This is a genomic window from Cohnella terricola (genome assembly GCF_007786475.1).
GTDB classification, from domain to species: Bacteria; Bacillota; Bacilli; order Paenibacillales; family Paenibacillaceae; genus Cohnella; species Cohnella terricola.
Genome location: NZ_VNJJ01000001.1, coordinates 52,518 through 68,903, shown reverse-complemented (window position 1 = coordinate 68,903; position 16,386 = coordinate 52,518). Strand labels below are relative to the sequence as shown.

Sequence of the window (16,386 nt, the reverse complement as noted above, 5' to 3'; positions counted from 1 at the left end):
GAGCCACTCCTTTCCTGATGCTTAAGGCGTATTCGCGCTTTGCGGTTTAACCGCGACTTTCTTGATCGGCTGCTTCTTCTTCAAGAAGAGCCAGATTTGGCTAGCGATGAAGATCGATGAATACGCACCGCTGGCCAATCCGAAGATCATCGCGAGCGAGAACAGCTTAATCGATTCCCCGCCGAAGATGAACAAGCAGACGGCGGCGATCAATACGGTAATAACGGTATTGATCGAGCGCGCCAACGTTTGCCAGATACTATCGTTGACTAGACGTTCCAAATCCGCATGGGATTTGATTTTGGCGAAACGCAAGTTCTCCCGGATTCGGTCGAAGATGACGATCGTATCATTGATGGAATAACCTATGATCGTCAGTACCGCCAATATGAACGGAAGGTTAACCTCCAGACGGAAGATCGAGAACATGCAGATAACGAACAAGGCATCGTATACGGTCGATATGATCGCGCCGAGCGCAAAACGCCACTCGAAACGAATGCTGACGTAGATCATGATGCCCAAGCTGGCCACGGCCAGCCCGATCAACGCATTCGTTTCCTGTTCCTTAGCAATGTCGACGTCGACGATATTGATCTCGAAGGAGGCATTCGGATCAAGCGCGGCTTGGAAATCCGCCTTGAACTGCTTTTCCTGATTCTCGTCGAGCGCCGTCTTAAAACGGATCGATTCCCGTTTCTCTCCGGGAGCAAGCGTGTAATCCCCAAGTTGCTGCTTATTTAAAAATTCTTTCACTTGAGCTTCATCCAGCGTTTTGGAGGTCGTCACGTCGACCGACGTTCCCGAGCTGAAATCGATGCCGTAATTCATGCCGAAAATTCCGACAAAGACCAGACCGATGAGCAATATCACAGCGGAAATGGAAAGGAAAAATGGGCTGGTTTTGACAAAGTCGAACGATCTCTTAGAGCGCACTGATTTCACTCTCCTTCACGCTGTAAAACTTAGGCTTGTTGAAATATCCGCTCTTGATGAGGAGCGAAAGCAGATAACGCGGCAAAAATACGTTCGTCACCACGTTGATGACGATACTCCACAGCAAGACGAGCGCGAAGCTCTTGACCACGCCGTGGCCCATAAAATAGAGGACGAATCCGGCGATAATCGTCGTAATGTGAGCGTCGATAATCGTCCGGAAGCTGTTCTTGGCTCCGGCGCGAAGCGACGAAGTGATCGTCTTGCCGCTGCGAAGCTCGTCCTTGATCCGTTCGGCCGTAATAATGTTCGAGTCGACGGCAATCCCGATGCCAAGAACGAACGCCGCGATGCCCGGAAGCGTAAGCGTCGCCCCCATCAAATAGAAGATCCCGAGCAGTACCCACACGAACACGATCAAGCAGATGCTCGCCACAAGACCTGGGATGCGATAGAGCACAAGCATGAACAGCAGAATAAGTACGGAAGCAAGGCCCCCGGCGAACAGCGTATCATGCAAGGATTGCTTGCCGAGCGTCGCTCCGACGCTTTGCGTATATTTCTCGGTAATTTTGAGCGGCAAAGAACCCAAATTGATAATATCGGCCAGATTCTGAGCGTCCGCCCTCGTACGTTGACCGCTGATGACCGCGGTTCCGTCCGTCAGCGGCTGCTGAACTTCAGGATCCGAGATTAGATCTTCATCCAAATAGATCGCGAGATTTTTACGGACGAGCTTACTCGATACATCCGCCAACAACTGCTTGTCTTTTACTTCAATCCGAACCAAAGGGCGGTTCAGATTGTCGAATTCGACCTTAGCCGCGCCTTCTTTAAAGTCGGAACCCAACAGCTCGGTCGTGCAATAAGAGCCGTCCGCGCATCCGGCTGCGCTGCGGAATGTAAGCTCCGCAGGCTTTTTCATCAAATCGCGAATCTTCTGAATCGCTTCGTCGCGTTCCTTATCGGTCGTTCCCGTCGAAACCGCAATTTTAAGACGAATTCTGTTATTTCCTTCCGTCGTGACTTCGGGTTCGGCCACGCCAGATTTATTCGCGCGCTTTTCCAAGCTCAGGGCAGTTTGTTTCAGAGTTTCCTTCGTTACGGTGCCGCCTTCCGTAATCGGATGCGCCTCGTACAGAATTTCGACTCCGCCTTTCAGGTCAAGCCCAAGCTTCGTTTCGTTCAGCAACCCCGGAGTGAAATACCCCATAATTCCGAAGCTTACGAGAACAACGAGCACGAAAGCTATAATTCGTTTCATCTCTATTGCGGTCCCCTTTCAATTCTCAATGTTCCTATTATACCTACGCGATGAAAAAGAAGTCAAAAAAGCCTTTCGCGAAGGAAGGCTTTTTTCGTCGATTTCGATTATCGAATTTCGCCCCTGTACATGCTTAGCGTAATAAAATTCATGAATTGCGTCACCTTCAACGACAAAATGTCGTTCACGACCTCGTATAGAGGCGGGGTGCCTTTTTTATGATATTTATCGCTTACGCACTCCCATACATCCGGTCCGGTCACTTGCTCATATCCGATCAAGCGAAATTCCTCCGCTTTGCTCTGGCATAGCTGGGCAATCGTCTCGTTCAATTCGAATTCGGAAAGCGAGGATCCGCTATCGGATGCCACCATTTCATCGTTCGGCAATTTTTTTTCAAGTTCTTCCACTGCGGTTCCCTCCCGGTCTGTCGTAAACGCGTAAAAAGCGCCGTTCTTAATGATGCTCTTAATTCTTTCGATATTCAAGGGCAATTTTCCTGCCGGTAGATTAGCATGAAGCCGGACAACCCTCGCATACATATGGACTAACCCATTCAAGGGAAGAGGGATCCCATTGAGTTCTCGCAAACAATCTTTCATCCAGGGCGCCATGATCCTGCTGGCCGCTGGGCTTTTGAACCGGGTGCTCGGATTTGTTCCCCGCATCGCGTTGCCGAGGATGATTGGCGCGGAAGGCGTCGGCCTCATACAATTGGTCTTTCCATTCATGATCGTGCTTCTCACGATCATATCCGGAGGAATTCCTCTCGCCGTTGCCAAGCTCGTCGCCGAAGCGGATTCTAGGAACGACCGCGAATCGGGTCGCCGAATATTAAAGGTCGCGGTAACGATCTCCCTATCGATCAGTTTGGCCGCGGCCGCGGCTTGCTTAATTTTGTCGGACTTTATCTCGACGCGAATCATGACCGATTCCCGCGTTCATTCCGCATTCCTGGCCATGATTCCTGTACTCCCGCTCGCCGCGTTATCCTCCGTATGGCGCGGATATTTCCAAGGCAAACAAAATATGATTCCGACGGCGTTGTCCCAAACATCTGAAACGGTATTTCGGATCGTGCTCACCTTGCTGTTCGCATGGATGTTGTTGCCGTACGGTTTGGAGATGGCGGCCGCGGGGGGCGTTCTCGGGATGGTCGCGGGCGAGCTCGCGGGTTTGCTCGTTCTCTGGTTTCAATTCGTCCGGGATCGCCGCAAACCCGCCGAAGCCGAATCTGCCGGATCGGCGAGAAAAAAAGGTTATGCGAGGGAGTTGCTGCATACCGCAGTTCCGGTTACGGGGAGCAAAATGATCGGATCTCTTTCCTATTTGCTTGAGTCCATTCTTACCGTCAGAAGTTTGACGTTTGCGGGCGTTGCCGCCGCGGGAGCCACGGCGCAATACGGCGCCTTGCAAGGCATGGTCATCCCGCTTCTACTTCTGCCGGGGGCGCTCACCTACTCATTGGCGGTATCCCTCGTCCCCTCGCTATCTGAAGCAGCGTCGCGCGAAGATTGGACAACGATTCACGTCAGGCTTCATCAGTCGATGAAGCTGGCCGTCATGACGGGTGCCCCGTTCGTCGTGCTGATGGGGCTGCTCGCAAGCCCTTTATGCACGCTTCTGTATGGCAACGATTCAATGGCAGACATGCTGCGGTGGATGGCCCCTCTGGCCATTTTCCTCTATATGCAGGCTCCGCTGCAGGCGGCGCTTCAAGCGCTTAACCGGCCAGGAACGGCGTTGTTTAACACGTTCGCCGGAGCGGCCGTCAAACTGCTCTTGATCGTCGAACTGGCCTCCGATCCTAGATTCGGCATCGTCGGAGCTGTAATCGCCATCAGCGTTAATATGATGCTTGTCACCTTGCTTCATTGGATCAGCGTAGCCAAGCTGACCGGCTTCAGAATGCAGCCGCTCGACTTTCTTAAGGTAACCCTGGCTATGGTCGTCATGAGCGCGGCTGCCTTACGAATATGGAATTATGATCCGTTCGGCCAAAGCAGCTTGAACCTGGCCGTTTCCGGCTTCATCGCCATCCTCGTATACATAGTTCTGATCGTTATGCTGAAGTTGGTCGATCGTAACGATGCGGCCCGAATACCGCTCATCGGGCGATTTTTCCCTAGAAAACCTTCTTCATAATCCGTTATTTTTTATCCACGTATAGTTTGCCCTTATGATCAATGCTGCACAAAAATACCTGTTTGAAGTTATCCACGTCGAATTTTTGCAGCTCGTTTTTGAGCCAAAATCGCGTTTTTCCCAGCTTCTCCAAGTTCTCGTCTTGCACAATCCCATCCATGATCAGAGGCATCGGAAGCACTTCATAGCGAATGACCGGCCCCTGTTCGGATTTATCTGAAGACGACGGTCGAGATTCTCCTTGCGCTTCTCGCCCGTCCGTCTTCTTCGTGATAACCGAAAGCTTGCCGGTGGACTCGAGCACGGCTAACTCCACGTCCTCGACCGCGGCGACCTGCTTTTCCCGCAATTGGAGCAACAGATCGTCAAGATTATATCTCTGCTTAAGCATTTCCTTGCGATTGAGGTGCCCGTCGCGTATAAGTACGCTCGGCTTGCCGTCTAGAAGCATGCGTATCTTACGACTTTTGAGCGATAGAAAGGCGAAGCCGATTTGAATGAGAACTAGGAGAAGGATCGGCGACACCGCCGACAAAAGGGATTTTTCAGTCGTTTCGATAACGATGACGGCGATCTCCGCAATCATGATCGAAATGACTAGGTCGAATACCGAAAGCTTGCCGATCTCGCGTTTGCCCATCAGCCGCAAGATCAGAAATACGAAAAAATACATGAAAGTCGTTCGAAGCAAAATAGCCGTCATTTCCATGCAAATCCCTCCGCGCTTTGACCGGGTGGCGTGCATCCGACCGAATAATGGTGGCCCGGACATATAGTGTCACCGATCTCTCGGGCGCTCATTCCGATCGCTGCCGCAGAAAATATGGGAATGACGGTTAGCCTGTACTAGGTTTCCTTGAATTGCCATAAGCTGTTACAAATCCTATTTCCACAAGGAGTGATGATCCTTGCATCTGTTTACTCGCCTTTTCGGCTTGCGCAACGCGTCGCCAGTCGCTTCCGGCATTTACTGGTCCGGAATATGGCTGGCGATTGGAGCCATCTTATTGTCCGTTCTACTGACAGGTTCATCTTTCAAAGAATCCAATCTGCAGACATGGGTGTTCGGCGTGCACGGCTTCGCGGCGCTTGCCGGCGGCTTCGTATCCGCCAGACGTTCGGGAAGACGCGGATGGTATTTCGGGCTCGCCAACGGCTTATTCTATGCGGTGCTGCTTCTGACGATCAGCTTCCTCGCCACCGATGCGGGCTGGACGAGCGCCGTTCCGATTTTATTGCTCGTGACTTGTCTCGCAGGAGCTCTTGGAGGAATGCTTGGCGTGAACACCGGATCGAGTTCGCGGTGAAGAGATAAAGTTCCAATATTGTGCTATAATAATAGGAGTCAGATTTACTGGAATCAATTGGGAGGCAAGTCATGGTTTTATTTCACAACATGTCGACTGTGGCTTACTCAACGCTCATCGCAGTTGTCGTTCTGATCGTGTTCGGAACGGGGCGCCAGCCTTTCGCGGCAGCATGGGCATTCGTCAAGTCTTTGGTCGTTTCCCGAAAGTATTTGCTTTTCTTTATTTCTGTTATAGCCATTATGCTTGTGAACAAAAACGAGCTCCGATTAGAGAAATGGATCGGCATCACCTACGACCTCACCTCTCCTCTTACCGGGTGGGAAGGGAACTGGCACGTATGGCTGCAGGACAACATTCATTCCGATCTGTTAACAGCCGTGTGCGCAGTCTTCTATCTCGTCCTGTTCCAATCAGCCATGATCGCTTCCGTCGGCATCTACACGCAACGGGGCAACATGAAAATGTACTACGCTTTTTGTATCGCGATCTTGGTCAATTATTTCGTCGCCGTTCCTTTTTATTTGTTCGTTCCGGTTAACGAAGTATGGTTTGCGCACTCTCAAGTCCACTTTCTGATGCTGGACGTATTCCCGACCTTCGAACAGGAATATCGGTCGCTGTCTGGCTTGGATAATTGCTTTCCTAGCCTGCATACGTCGATTTCCGTTACGCTCGCATTACTGGCCAGCAAGTCGGGCATTCGCCGCTGGGCGGTGTTTAACTGGATTAATGCCGGCGTCATCGTGTTCTCCATATTCTATCTAGGGATTCACTGGTTCACCGATATGGTGGCTGGAGTTGCGCTCGCCATTCTGTCCGCTTATGTCGGCCTCAGAGCAGGCGCATGGGCGGAGAATAGATCGCATTCGAGATTGCTCCTTCGTAACCGCGACAAAAAAAGCCTTCCCGCCATGGAGTAGAGTCCTGGCGAGAAGGCTTTTTTGCTGGATAAGCTTGATTATGCTTTCTCCGACTCCGTAGAGCGAGCGGAGACATTATTCACGGAAGAACGGTCGAACGTAAGCTTCGTAACATCGTTCACTTTAATGACGACTGTGTCGTCGGTGATTTCCGAGATCGTGCCGTGCAAGCCCCCGACCGTCACCACTTTATCTCCTTTTTTCAAAGCGTTCAGCATCGCTCCGCGTTGCTTTTGCTTCTTTTGTTGCGGACGAATCAGCAGGAAATAAAAAATGGCGAACATCAAAATAAAAGGCGCCAATGTGTAGATAATGTTACTCCCGCCGCTTGGTTCAGCCAGCCACATTTGTTTTCCCTCCCCTCTTAAAAGCCGCTTTCGTTGTCAGCCATTCCGTACTTCTCGAAAAATTCCTCGCGGAAAGTTCCAAGCCTATCTTCCCGAATCGCTTCGCGAACCTGAACCATTAGATTTACAAGGAAATGTAAGTTATGTATGGTCGTCAGGCGGAGACCGAACATCTCGTCCGCTTTAATCAGGTGCCGAATATATGCGCGGGAATAGTTACGGCATGCATAACAGGAGCATTCCGGATCCATTGGACCGAAATCGTTCGTGTACTTGGCGTTGCGAACAACCATCCGTCCCTGGCTCGTCATCAGCGTACCGTTGCGGGCAATCCGGGTCGGCAGCACGCAGTCGAACATGTCCACTCCGCGGATGCTTCCCTCGATCAGCGCATCCGGTGAGCCGACCCCCATTAAGTAACGAGGCTTATTGCCAGGTAGATAAGGGATGGTCTCTTCCAACATTTCGTACATGAAATGCTTAGGCTCGCCTACGCTCAGTCCACCCATAGCATACCCCGGAAAATCAAGGGAAGTCAAATCGAGCGCGCTTTGTTTGCGCAAATCCGCGTGCATGCCCCCTTGGACGATACCGAACAGCGCTTGATCGTGAGACCGGCTATGAGCTTTAAGGCATCTTTCGGCCCAGCGGCTCGTCCTCTCCGTTGATTGCTTTACGTATTCATACTCGGCCGGGTACGGAGGACACTCGTCGAACGCCATGATGATATCGGCTCCGAGCGCATTCTGTACTTGCGTCGCGCTCTCTGGCGTCAGGGAAAGCTTGTCTCCGTTAATATGAGAACGGAACTGCACCCCTTCTTCCGTAATCTTGCGCATTTCGCTCAGGGAGAACACTTGAAAACCGCCGCTGTCCGTCAAGATCGGACGGTCCCAGTTCATGAAACGGTGCAGTCCTCCCGCTTCCTTCACCAGTTCGTGCCCGGGGCGCAGAAACAGATGATAAGTGTTGCTGAGAATGATTTGCGCGCCTAGCGTCTTGAGCTCCTCAGGGCTCATACCTTTGACGGAAGCTTGCGTTCCGACCGGCATAAACGTCGGAGTATCGATCACGCCGTGCGGCGTATGCAATCTCCCGAGCCTTGCGCCGGTCTGGGCGCAAGTTTTGATTAATTCGTATTTAACTGCCATTAGGGAGTTCCTTTCGACATAGAAGTAATGAACATCGCGTCTCCGAAGCTGAAAAACCGATACTGATTATCGATCGCCTCGCGATAGGCGTTCAAAATGTGCTCGCGGCCGGCCAGAGCGCTAACGAGCATGACAAGCGTTGAACGCGGCAAATGGAAATTCGTCAGCAAAGAGTCGACCATCGTATATTCGTAACCCGGAAAGATAAAAATATCCGTCCAACCATTGCATGCTTCGATCGGTTTGCCTGCGAAACGCTGCCCGATCGTCTCGAGCGTTCTTGCGGAAGTCGTGCCGACGGCGACGATTCTTCCTTTGCCTGCCTTGGCCTCGTTAAGAAGCTTTGCGCTTTCCTCGCTAATCGAATACCATTCCGCGTGCATCTCATGCTCCTCGATCGTGTCCGCGGATACGGGACGGAAGGTGCCAAGACCGACATGCAACGTAATCGGACAGAGCTTAATTCCGCTCTCCTGTAATTGTTGCAGGAAATCTTCCGTGAAATGAAGCCCTGCCGTCGGAGCGGCGGCCGAACCTTCGTTGCGGGAATAGACCGTTTGATAACGCTCCCGGTCGGCAAGTCGTTCCTTGATATAGGGCGGGAGAGGCATCTGTCCCAGCCGATCCAGCAGTTCGTTGAAAATCCCCTCGTACTCGAAACGTACGATCCGCGCCCCCATATCGCCTTCTTCTTCGACGATCGCAGTCAGCAGCGGCTCGCGATTCACAAGCTTATCCTCCTGCTCGCTGCCGTTATCGGATAACCCGAATACGATCCGTGCCCCTTTATGCAGTTTTTTCCCGGGTTTAACCAATGTCTCCCATCGGTCTCCGTCGACGCGTTTTAGCAGCAACAGCTCGGCCTTCGCTCCCGTATCGGCCTTAACGCCGAATAAACGAGCAGGAAGCACCCTCGTATCATTGAGCACGAGGGTGTCGCCCGGTTGCAAATATTCCGCCAAGTCGGTAAAAGCGCGATGCTCGATATAGCCGGTTTCCTTATCCAGCACAAGCAAACGCGATGAGGATCGGTCAAGCAATGGAGTCTGCGCGATCAAGGACTCCGGCAAATTAAAATCGTAATCGCTAACGTTCATCTATTCGGCATCCTTTTCGATCGACACATTCTTGTAGTAGTATTGCAGGATATATTGATAGTCATACCCTTGTTCAGCAAGCCCTCTGGCTCCCCATTGGGACATGCCTACGCCGTGCCCGTTGCCTTTGCCCGACAGGACAAATCCTGGTTCGGACGTCGCCGCGCGCAATTGGCCGTTGCCGTCCATCATAAACAGATTCTCATCCGTCAGTCTCTTCGCTTTGCCGTCGCCTCCGATGATTTGGAGCGATCCGCTTTGCGCCGGGACTTCGCGTTTTTTGCCATCCTCTCCAAGGATCGTGAAGCGTCCCGTCTCCTCTATTGAGAACAACGTGCTCTTAATACCGCCAAGAGCTCCGCGAAGATTGTCTCCGACTCCGACGTTAACGGCAACCCCGTTCGCTTTAACTTCCGTCACGCGTCCGGAAGGGCCTCGTTTGGACACTTCCAATGTAAGCAGAGGTCCGTTTATCGGCGTTTTTGCTCGTTTATTCAGCGCCGTCAGCAGTTGATCCGGCGTCTTCGGCGCCTCTATCCAGCTGTAATCTGTATATTCCGGAACCTGTTCGAGTTCGACGACCAACGAGCCCGTCCCGACTCTCGCGAGCGGCTCCTCCGTCGTCGCTTGCGGTTTGGCGCGAACGGCCACGCCTTCACCGACGATTTTGAGCAGCCTCGCTCCGCTCATATGAACTTGGCCGCTATCCGCAACTAGATCGGAACGAATATATCCTGTCTGTCCGTTGGAAAGAGCGATGTAGTGCCAGTCCAATTTCCCTTTCTGAGGCCCTTCGTCCGGGCTCAGGACGGCCGCCGCCAGATAGGAGCTGTCGCCTCCCCAGATTTCGGAGGTGCCGTCAGCAGTAATGCCTCCGGCATTGGCGGAGAATACCGCGTTAATAACTTTACCGCCGTAGGTCAACACTTCGCCAGCCGTCGCGTTGACGCCTGCCGTTGAATTGTCGTTCTCCGATCCGATCCCGTAATAGCTTTGGCTCAGCGTCGTATCCACGACCTGCGCGATCTGGAAACCCGTTCCTGACGACAGAGCATAGGAGCGTGCTGCTACCGCTTGAGCTTTCTGGGCTTCGATTGGCCAACTTGGACCGACTTCGGCTCCGACGACGGAGTACAAATACTCTTCGAATCCGACTTCGTTCACGACCGCCAGCGATTGATTCAGGACGCTGATTTCCATGCTGCCCCTGTACGTTCTTTTGCTGCGTTCGATGAGTTGGATTCCGCTCGTGCCTACGGGATCGGCGCGAAGAATACCTGAAGCCCCCGAAGACATCGCATATAACGTCATCGGTTGATTTGCGCTGCCGTTATAAGTCAAGTCCGTGCGGATCGTCGCATAGGTCTCTCCGGCGTCGGGAATACGGACGTTCGCTCCCCCCGCCGCGGCAACCGACTGCTGTAAAGCCCCTAGTGTCGAATTGTCTTTCTCCTGGCCGATGCGTACGACATACTGCATGGCGTTGTCCTTGGGCTTAAGGGCAACGAACGCGTCGAAACCGGCATTGCCAATCCTATCGGCAGCCGATTGCGCTTCCGTTGCGGAGAAATACGGACCCGATTCGACGGCCCATGGACCCAACACTCGAGGACTAAGCAGGGATTGCACGCCGGAAGCGACCCCGGCACTGGTCCATTTCGTAACGGCTGCACTTGCCCCGGCGGCACTGGAATAGGCCCCTTCCGTTACTTGGTATACGATTTTGCCGGATTTCACGAGCTGCGTGATCGATCCAGCGTTCGATGATGCCTGTATTTTTTTTAACGCGGTCAGCGCGGCGTTAAAATCCGGAGTTTCCAGCACGAGAGCCCGATACCCGTCCATCGCGAACCGAACGCCTTGCCCCGCCGGGACGACGTCCACGGGCAAACCACCCTGAGAACCGCGCCATGCCAGATTCATGCCTCCCGGGGAAAATAGTGTAGCCGTAGGAGTAATCGACTGGTATTTGCTCGCCCCGAGGTTGATAAAGAACGCCGCCCGGATCGTGTCCGGCACTCGGACAGCCGCTGCTGCCGGCACGGGAGCGAAGCTGGAACTCGCTAATCCCGTTAGAAGCGCGGCAGTCAGCAGTAGACGCGAATAGAACCGCTTGCCGTTGCTCTTATTGGTCACCGTTTTTACCTCCGTCTCGTTGATATCGTCGGTTGTCCATTATCCTTTAGATTCCGGAATAGGCAGCCCTAAATGCTTGTAGGCTGCAGAAGTGGCGACTCGCCCCCTGGGGGTACGCTGCAGAAACCCGATTTGCATCAAATACGGCTCGTACACGTCTTCGATCGTCTGGCTTTCCTCCCCGATCGACGCTGCGATCGTATCCAAGCCGACCGGTCTTCCTCCGTAATTCAAGATCATCGCTCGGAGCATTTTGTGGTCGATGCTGTCGAGTCCCATCGGATCGACTTGAATTCGTTCCAGGGCATCGCTGGCGACCTCTTCGGTGATCATGCCGTCTCCTCTGACTTGCGCATGGTCGCGGACGCGTTTGAGCAGCCGATTGGCGATGCGCGGCGTTCCTCTGGAACGTCTTGCGATCTCTCGCGACGCTTCGCCGACGACGCCGACGCCGAAGATTTCCGCCGTGCGCGTCACGATAAACGCCAACTCGTCTTCTGTGTAATATTCGAGTCGGCTCACGACGCCGAAACGATCTCTTAGCGGAGCCGACAATAAGCCCGCTCTGGTCGTCGCCCCGATCAGGGTGAACTTCGGCAGATCCAGTCGTACGGATCGTGCGCTCGGACCTTTGCCGATAATGAAATCCAACGCGAAATCTTCCATCGCGGGATACAACACTTCCTCGACCGTACGATGCAGTCGATGAATCTCGTCGATGAACAGAACGTCGTTCTCCTGAAGATTGGACAGGATGGCCGCCAAGTCTCCCGGACGTTCGATCGCCGGTCCGCTCGTCGTTCGGATATGCACGCCGAGCTCGTTGGCAATAATATTGGACAGCGTCGTCTTGCCGAGTCCGGGCGGACCGTACAAAAGCACGTGGTCCAGCGGCTCGCGCCGCATCTTGGCTGCTTCTATGTAGATCTTCATATTGTCCTTCACTTGCGATTGGCCGATATATTCGGCCAAGTAGCGAGGGCGCAAGCTGTATTCCACCGCTTGATCTTCCATCATCAGATGCGCGGTGACGATACGCTCGTCTTCCATTGTTACAGCCTCCTCTCCCGCTTCCCGATCATCCCTGGAACAATTGCTGCAACGCTTTCTTGATTAGCGCGTCCGGTGACTCTTCGCCGGTCAAGCCGTCTTGCATTGCCGTCCACGCTTTATCCAATTCCGCTTCGCGGTATCCTAGTCCAGTCAAAGCTTCGCGAGCAGCGGTCCATGACGAGGATTGTCCTTGGGCTGCGGCTGCCGGAGCTTCAAGATCGATCATCGATGCGACAGCCCATCTGCTGTCTATCGTTCCGAGCTTGTCCTTTAGATCAAGGATCATTCTTTGCGCCGTTTTCTTCCCGATCCCCGGCAGCTTCGTCAAGAATGTCAGGTTCTCTTGTTGGATTGCCGCGACGACCGTCTCGGGACGTCCTCCCGCAAGCACGCCAAGCGCGACCTTAGGGCCGATCCCTGATACTTCCAACAACCTGCGGAAGAGAGCTTGCTCGTCGCGCGTTGTGAAGCCGAAGAGCTGCATTGCGTCTTCGCGGACATGGTGATAAGTAAATAATTGCACGGACTCTTCGGAACGAGCCAGAGCGTAAGGATTCGGCGTAAATACCTGATAACCTATGTCGCGGACGTCGAGAACGACATATTCACTTTCAACGTGGGCGACCTTACCCCGCAAATAATCGATCACGATCGCGTCACTCCGTTCATTCGTTCGTTAAGTACCATGGAATGGGCATGGCAGATCGCGACCGCAAGCGCATCGGCCACGTCGTCCGGCTTCGGCACGGTCGATAGCTTGAGCAACATTTTGACCATTTCCTGAACCTGCCTCTTCTCGGCGGCGCCGTATCCGACGACCGCTTGCTTGACTTGCATCGGCGTATATTCCGCAATCGGCAAGCCGCGTTGGGCCGCCGCTAGCATAAACACCCCGCGGGCTTGTCCGACGCTGAACGCGTTGGTGACGTTTTTGTTAAAAAACAGCTTTTCGACCGCAACCGTGTCCGGCTTATACTGGTCTAGCAAACTGCAGACGGATTCATAGATTTGCTTCAATCGTACTTCCTGCGGAGTGCCGGCCGCCGTTTCGATGCAGCCATACTGAACGGGAGTCAGCTTGTGTCCTGCTTTGTCGATAAACCCGAATCCCATAATGGCTATTCCGGGATCGATCCCCAATACTCTCATGAAGCGATCCCCCGATTCTAGCATCATTTCGCATAATTCATTTTATTATAGCAAATGTTCCCCTCCATGAGAACAGAAGGAGAACACAATTCAGGCGAAGGTTAAAAAAATGGGTTTTATCGGACTACAGAGGCGGGGACACGATTACGTGCGATTTAGTTAGGTTTCATCGGACTGCAGGAGCGAGGAACGCGATTTCGTGCAAATTAGTTGGGTTTCATCGGACTGCAGGGGCGGGGAACGCGATTTCGTGCGATTTAGTTAGGTTCTGCCGAATTATTGGTGCAAAAAAAGTCGATACCCGGATCATCCTCCGGTATCGACTTTTTTGGGACTCGCATATTATTGTTGATGCCCTTAAGACCGAGGCACGGCGTTCGATTTCAAGCTGGCGTACTCGTTAAAGGTGGACAGCACGCTGTTGTATTCTTCCTTGTCCGACACGCGAATGCCTTCCGCCAATTCCCGAACGCGATCCTCGCTCATGCGGGATTCCAGCATGTCCACGTCGAGCTGGAAGAAGGTGCGGATCACTTTTTCCTTCCAAGGAGGACCGTCATACAAGGATAGGTTGCCGTCTTTGTCCATGCCGATATAAGCGGTTTGACGGCATTGCGGAGATAGATCGTCGACAGACTCTTCCATCGTTAATTTTCCTACGGCCGTATCCAGTTTCGCGTCCCATTCCCGATGCGCCTTTAGCAGTTCCTCTGCTTCGGAAGCCGGGAGTCTGCCTAGCCGACGCGTTTCTTCCCCACAAAGATAGGTCCGATGAAGGACAAGCTCTACTTCCTCGCGGCGCCCTTTTAACGCATGCAGGGCCTTCTCCCGCGACGGGGCTTTCGGAGAATGATCGGAGCCGTCCATCCATACCGGGGTAGACTCCGCTGGCAAGAATACCTCCGATGGAGTCTGCTTAATGACCCGATAAGCCAACCATGAACCCGCCAAAGATGCTAGTAGGAACACTGCCGCGCCTATTCCAAGGGACCAGACATGGCGGCGTTTTCTTCTTAACGACTTCTTCAGTTCTTTAAATACACGAAAGCGTGACACCGGAATCCCCTTCCCTGCTTTTTTCTTTATTGTTGCCTGGGAATTCCGGTGTTATGCGCTTATTTTACCATTTGATCCATGGAGTGCTTTCTTTTCGTCTTGGTTTATTTACTCGTACTTGAACCGGCTTGCCTTTCGGCTTGGCTTGGCGTTTTTTTGCGGCGGACGTTTTAGCCGGCGCTTCATCTTCCCCGTCGGAACGAAGATCGGATCCGTCTTCTCTTACCGGAGGCATTGACGGGATCGGAGGCATTCCGCCGCCGTACGCGGGATATCCAGGTGCCGGTTCCCCCCCGAAGCCGCCTACTCCGGGCATGCCATAAGCCCCCGGTTGATACCCTGGTTGATACCCCGGTTGATACCCTGGTTGGTATCCTGGTTGATATCCAGGTTGAAAACCAGGTTGATCCGCCGTTGGATAGCTTCCGGGATATCCGGTATACGGGCTAGTGCCATAGGGCGACATGGAGTACGGACTGCCTAAGCCGGAAAACCCCGTTCCCGGGTAAGCGTCGGCGAATGGAGAAACTCCTGCGATCACGTTACTCGGCATTGCGGACGTCTTTCCTCCGCAGGTTTTGCAGCCCGCCGTTTTGCCTGCGACTTCGCCTCCCAATGGAGCAATATTCGCTGGCCCTCCATGTCCAGGGAACGTCGATTCCCCTCCCACGAATGGCTGATTCATCCCGTAGCCGTGTCCGGGGAACGTCGATTCCCCTCCCACGAATGGCTGATTCATCCCGTAGCCGTGTCCGGGGAACGTCGATTCCCCTCCTACGAACGGCTGATTCATCCCGTAGCCGTGTCCGGGGAACGTCGATTCCCCTCCTACGAGCGGCTGATTCATCCCGTAGCCGTGTCCGGGGAACGTCGATTCCCCTCCTACGAGCGGCTGATTCATCCCGTAGCCGTGTCCTGGGAACGTCGATTCTCCTCCTACGAACGGCTGATTCATTCCGTAGCCGTGCTCAGGGAACGTCGATTCTCCTCCTACGAACGGCTGATTCATTCCGTAGCCGTGTCCAGGGAACATGGATTGTCCGGCAACCGATGGCTCTTCATTCTCGGATGCAAAACCGCTATATCCGTGCCCGGGGTACATGGACTCCGCACCGACGAGCGGCATGCCGTAACCGTGGTGATGTTCATGTACATGGTGTTCATGCACGTGATGTTCATGCACCTCTTGAACCGGATATTGATGAACGATCTCCACTTGCTCATGAACTTTTAAACCATAGATCGGCTTTGCTTCTTGAACCGGCGCAACAGGCGCGGGCTTAATCGTAACAGGAGGAGGCGCAGGCGTTGGTGCAGGAATTGGTGCAGGTTGGGGCATAACGGCCGTTTCCGCCTTTTTGCCGGTTTCCGCCTTAACTCCCGTATTGGCTTTGCCAGAATGCATCGCGGGCCCGGGAACCGCGGGGTTCGGATCCGTCTTCGGAATGTTGACGACTTCCCCCGTCAACAGAGCGTTCGGGTTTTTCAGTTGCGGATTGGCCTTGATTAGATCCGCAAGCTGAATCCCCCACGCTTTGGACAATTTCCAAAGCGTATCTCCCTGCTGGACGATATGTTGATGAATGACTCCGAGAGGCGTTTTTGCATGCGAAGGAATCTTCACTTTCATTCCCGGCTCGATAATGTCGGGATTGCTGATATCCGGATTGGCTTTAATGATTTCCTCCAACGGTACGTCGTATTTCTTGGCGATGGAATACAACGAGTCTCCTTGCTTTACGATATGGATTTTCACGCCGTTCCCTCCTGAATAGATGATGACATATCTCACGACCGGGCAAACGCCCTCGCGCAATCCCTA

At 53.3% G+C, this 16,386-nt stretch carries 16 protein-coding genes; 3 read left to right on the top strand and 13 right to left on the bottom strand.

The window, feature by feature from the left end; translation table 11 throughout:
- Positions 1-21 precede the first annotated feature (21 nt).
- The 3 genes from secF to FPZ45_RS25155 form a co-directional block, all read right to left on the bottom strand.
- A complete protein-coding gene (secF, locus tag FPZ45_RS25635; RefSeq protein ID WP_144697091.1) occupies positions 22-936 on the bottom strand; it encodes a protein translocase subunit SecF in 915 nt (304 codons plus the stop codon).
- Positions 926-2,200 (bottom strand): protein translocase subunit SecD, encoded by a 1,275-nt coding sequence (gene secD, locus FPZ45_RS25630; RefSeq protein ID WP_144697088.1) that lies wholly within the window; start codon positions 2,198-2,200, stop codon positions 926-928. Before secD ends, secF begins: the two co-directional genes overlap by 11 nt.
- A 107-nt stretch (positions 2,201-2,307) precedes the next feature.
- Positions 2,308-2,688, bottom strand: a complete 381-nt coding sequence (locus tag FPZ45_RS25155; RefSeq protein ID WP_342780010.1) for a post-transcriptional regulator — start codon at positions 2,686-2,688, stop codon at positions 2,308-2,310.
- A 124-nt stretch (positions 2,689-2,812) separates the two neighbouring features.
- Here FPZ45_RS25155 and spoVB point away from each other — a divergent pair, with 124 nt between their 5' ends.
- The gene (gene spoVB / locus FPZ45_RS00300) at positions 2,813-4,345 is read left to right on the top strand and encodes a stage V sporulation protein B (RefSeq protein WP_144697082.1); all 1,533 of its coding nucleotides are present in this window, start codon (positions 2,813-2,815) and stop codon (positions 4,343-4,345) included.
- 4 nt (positions 4,346-4,349) lie between these two features.
- Here the strand turns inward: spoVB and FPZ45_RS00295 are convergent, their stop codons facing one another.
- Positions 4,350-5,054: a DUF421 domain-containing protein gene (locus tag FPZ45_RS00295; RefSeq protein WP_144697079.1), complete on the bottom strand. Its 705-nt coding sequence runs from the start codon at positions 5,052-5,054 to the stop codon at positions 4,350-4,352.
- A 199-nt stretch (positions 5,055-5,253) separates the two neighbouring features.
- Here FPZ45_RS00295 and FPZ45_RS00290 point away from each other — a divergent pair, with 199 nt between their 5' ends.
- Together FPZ45_RS00290 and FPZ45_RS00285 are read left to right on the top strand one after the other, a co-directional pair.
- Positions 5,254-5,652 (top strand): TIGR04086 family membrane protein, encoded by a 399-nt coding sequence (locus tag FPZ45_RS00290; RefSeq protein ID WP_144697076.1) that lies wholly within the window; start codon positions 5,254-5,256, stop codon positions 5,650-5,652.
- Between the two features lie 71 nt (positions 5,653-5,723).
- A complete protein-coding gene (locus tag FPZ45_RS00285; RefSeq protein WP_144697073.1) occupies positions 5,724-6,575 on the top strand; it encodes a phosphatase PAP2 family protein in 852 nt (283 codons plus the stop codon).
- A 38-nt stretch (positions 6,576-6,613) separates the two neighbouring features.
- On the opposite strand, the gene yajC is transcribed toward FPZ45_RS00285, so the two are convergent.
- The 9 genes from yajC to FPZ45_RS00240 form a co-directional block, all read right to left on the bottom strand.
- The gene (gene yajC, locus FPZ45_RS00280; protein WP_144697070.1) at positions 6,614-6,922 is read right to left on the bottom strand and encodes a preprotein translocase subunit YajC; all 309 of its coding nucleotides are present in this window, start codon (positions 6,920-6,922) and stop codon (positions 6,614-6,616) included.
- Between the two features lie 17 nt (positions 6,923-6,939).
- Positions 6,940-8,073 carry a tRNA guanosine(34) transglycosylase Tgt gene (gene tgt / locus FPZ45_RS00275; RefSeq protein WP_144697067.1) on the bottom strand — a complete coding sequence of 378 codons (1,134 nt, stop codon included), beginning with the start codon at positions 8,071-8,073 and terminating at the stop codon, positions 6,940-6,942.
- Positions 8,073-9,170 (bottom strand): tRNA preQ1(34) S-adenosylmethionine ribosyltransferase-isomerase QueA, encoded by a 1,098-nt coding sequence (queA, locus tag FPZ45_RS00270; RefSeq protein ID WP_144697064.1) that lies wholly within the window; start codon positions 9,168-9,170, stop codon positions 8,073-8,075. Before queA ends, tgt begins: the two co-directional genes overlap by 1 nt.
- Positions 9,171-11,306, bottom strand: a complete 2,136-nt coding sequence (locus FPZ45_RS00265; protein WP_144697061.1) for a SpoIID/LytB domain-containing protein — start codon at positions 11,304-11,306, stop codon at positions 9,171-9,173.
- Between the two features lie 39 nt (positions 11,307-11,345).
- Positions 11,346-12,356 carry a Holliday junction branch migration DNA helicase RuvB gene (ruvB, locus tag FPZ45_RS00260; RefSeq protein ID WP_144697059.1) on the bottom strand — a complete coding sequence of 337 codons (1,011 nt, stop codon included), beginning with the start codon at positions 12,354-12,356 and terminating at the stop codon, positions 11,346-11,348.
- Positions 12,357-12,384: 28 nt separating this feature from the next.
- Positions 12,385-13,008: a Holliday junction branch migration protein RuvA gene (ruvA, locus tag FPZ45_RS00255; protein ID WP_144697056.1), complete on the bottom strand. Its 624-nt coding sequence runs from the start codon at positions 13,006-13,008 to the stop codon at positions 12,385-12,387.
- Entirely contained in the window at positions 13,005-13,508 is a 504-nt protein-coding gene (ruvC, locus tag FPZ45_RS00250) for a crossover junction endodeoxyribonuclease RuvC (protein WP_144697053.1), read from the bottom strand. The genes ruvA and ruvC overlap by 4 nt, the downstream gene beginning before the upstream one ends.
- Before the next feature lie 357 nt (positions 13,509-13,865).
- A complete protein-coding gene (locus tag FPZ45_RS00245; RefSeq protein ID WP_144697050.1) occupies positions 13,866-14,564 on the bottom strand; it encodes a BofC C-terminal domain-containing protein in 699 nt (232 codons plus the stop codon).
- 64 nt (positions 14,565-14,628) lie between these two features.
- Positions 14,629-16,320 (bottom strand): LysM peptidoglycan-binding domain-containing protein, encoded by a 1,692-nt coding sequence (locus tag FPZ45_RS00240; protein WP_144697048.1) that lies wholly within the window; start codon positions 16,318-16,320, stop codon positions 14,629-14,631.
- Between the last annotated feature and the right edge of the window lie 66 nt (positions 16,321-16,386).

Coding starts and splice junctions, on each gene's coding strand:
- secD (WP_144697088.1), bottom strand. CDS start 2,200: ATGAAACGAATTATAGCTTTCGTGCTCGTTGTTCTCGTAAGCTTCGGA.
- spoVB (WP_144697082.1), top strand. CDS start 2,813: ATGATCCTGCTGGCCGCTGGGCTTTTGAACCGGGTGCTCGGATTTGTT.
- FPZ45_RS00295 (WP_144697079.1), bottom strand. CDS start 5,054: ATGGAAATGACGGCTATTTTGCTTCGAACGACTTTCATGTATTTTTTC.
- FPZ45_RS00285 (WP_144697073.1), top strand. CDS start 5,724: ATGGTTTTATTTCACAACATGTCGACTGTGGCTTACTCAACGCTCATC.
- yajC (WP_144697070.1), bottom strand. CDS start 6,922: ATGTGGCTGGCTGAACCAAGCGGCGGGAGTAACATTATCTACACATTG.
- tgt (WP_144697067.1), bottom strand. CDS start 8,073: ATGGCAGTTAAATACGAATTAATCAAAACTTGCGCCCAGACCGGCGCA.
- queA (WP_144697064.1), bottom strand. CDS start 9,170: ATGAACGTTAGCGATTACGATTTTAATTTGCCGGAGTCCTTGATCGCG.
- ruvB (WP_144697059.1), bottom strand. CDS start 12,356: ATGGAAGACGAGCGTATCGTCACCGCGCATCTGATGATGGAAGATCAA.
- ruvC (WP_144697053.1), bottom strand. CDS start 13,508: ATGAGAGTATTGGGGATCGATCCCGGAATAGCCATTATGGGATTCGGG.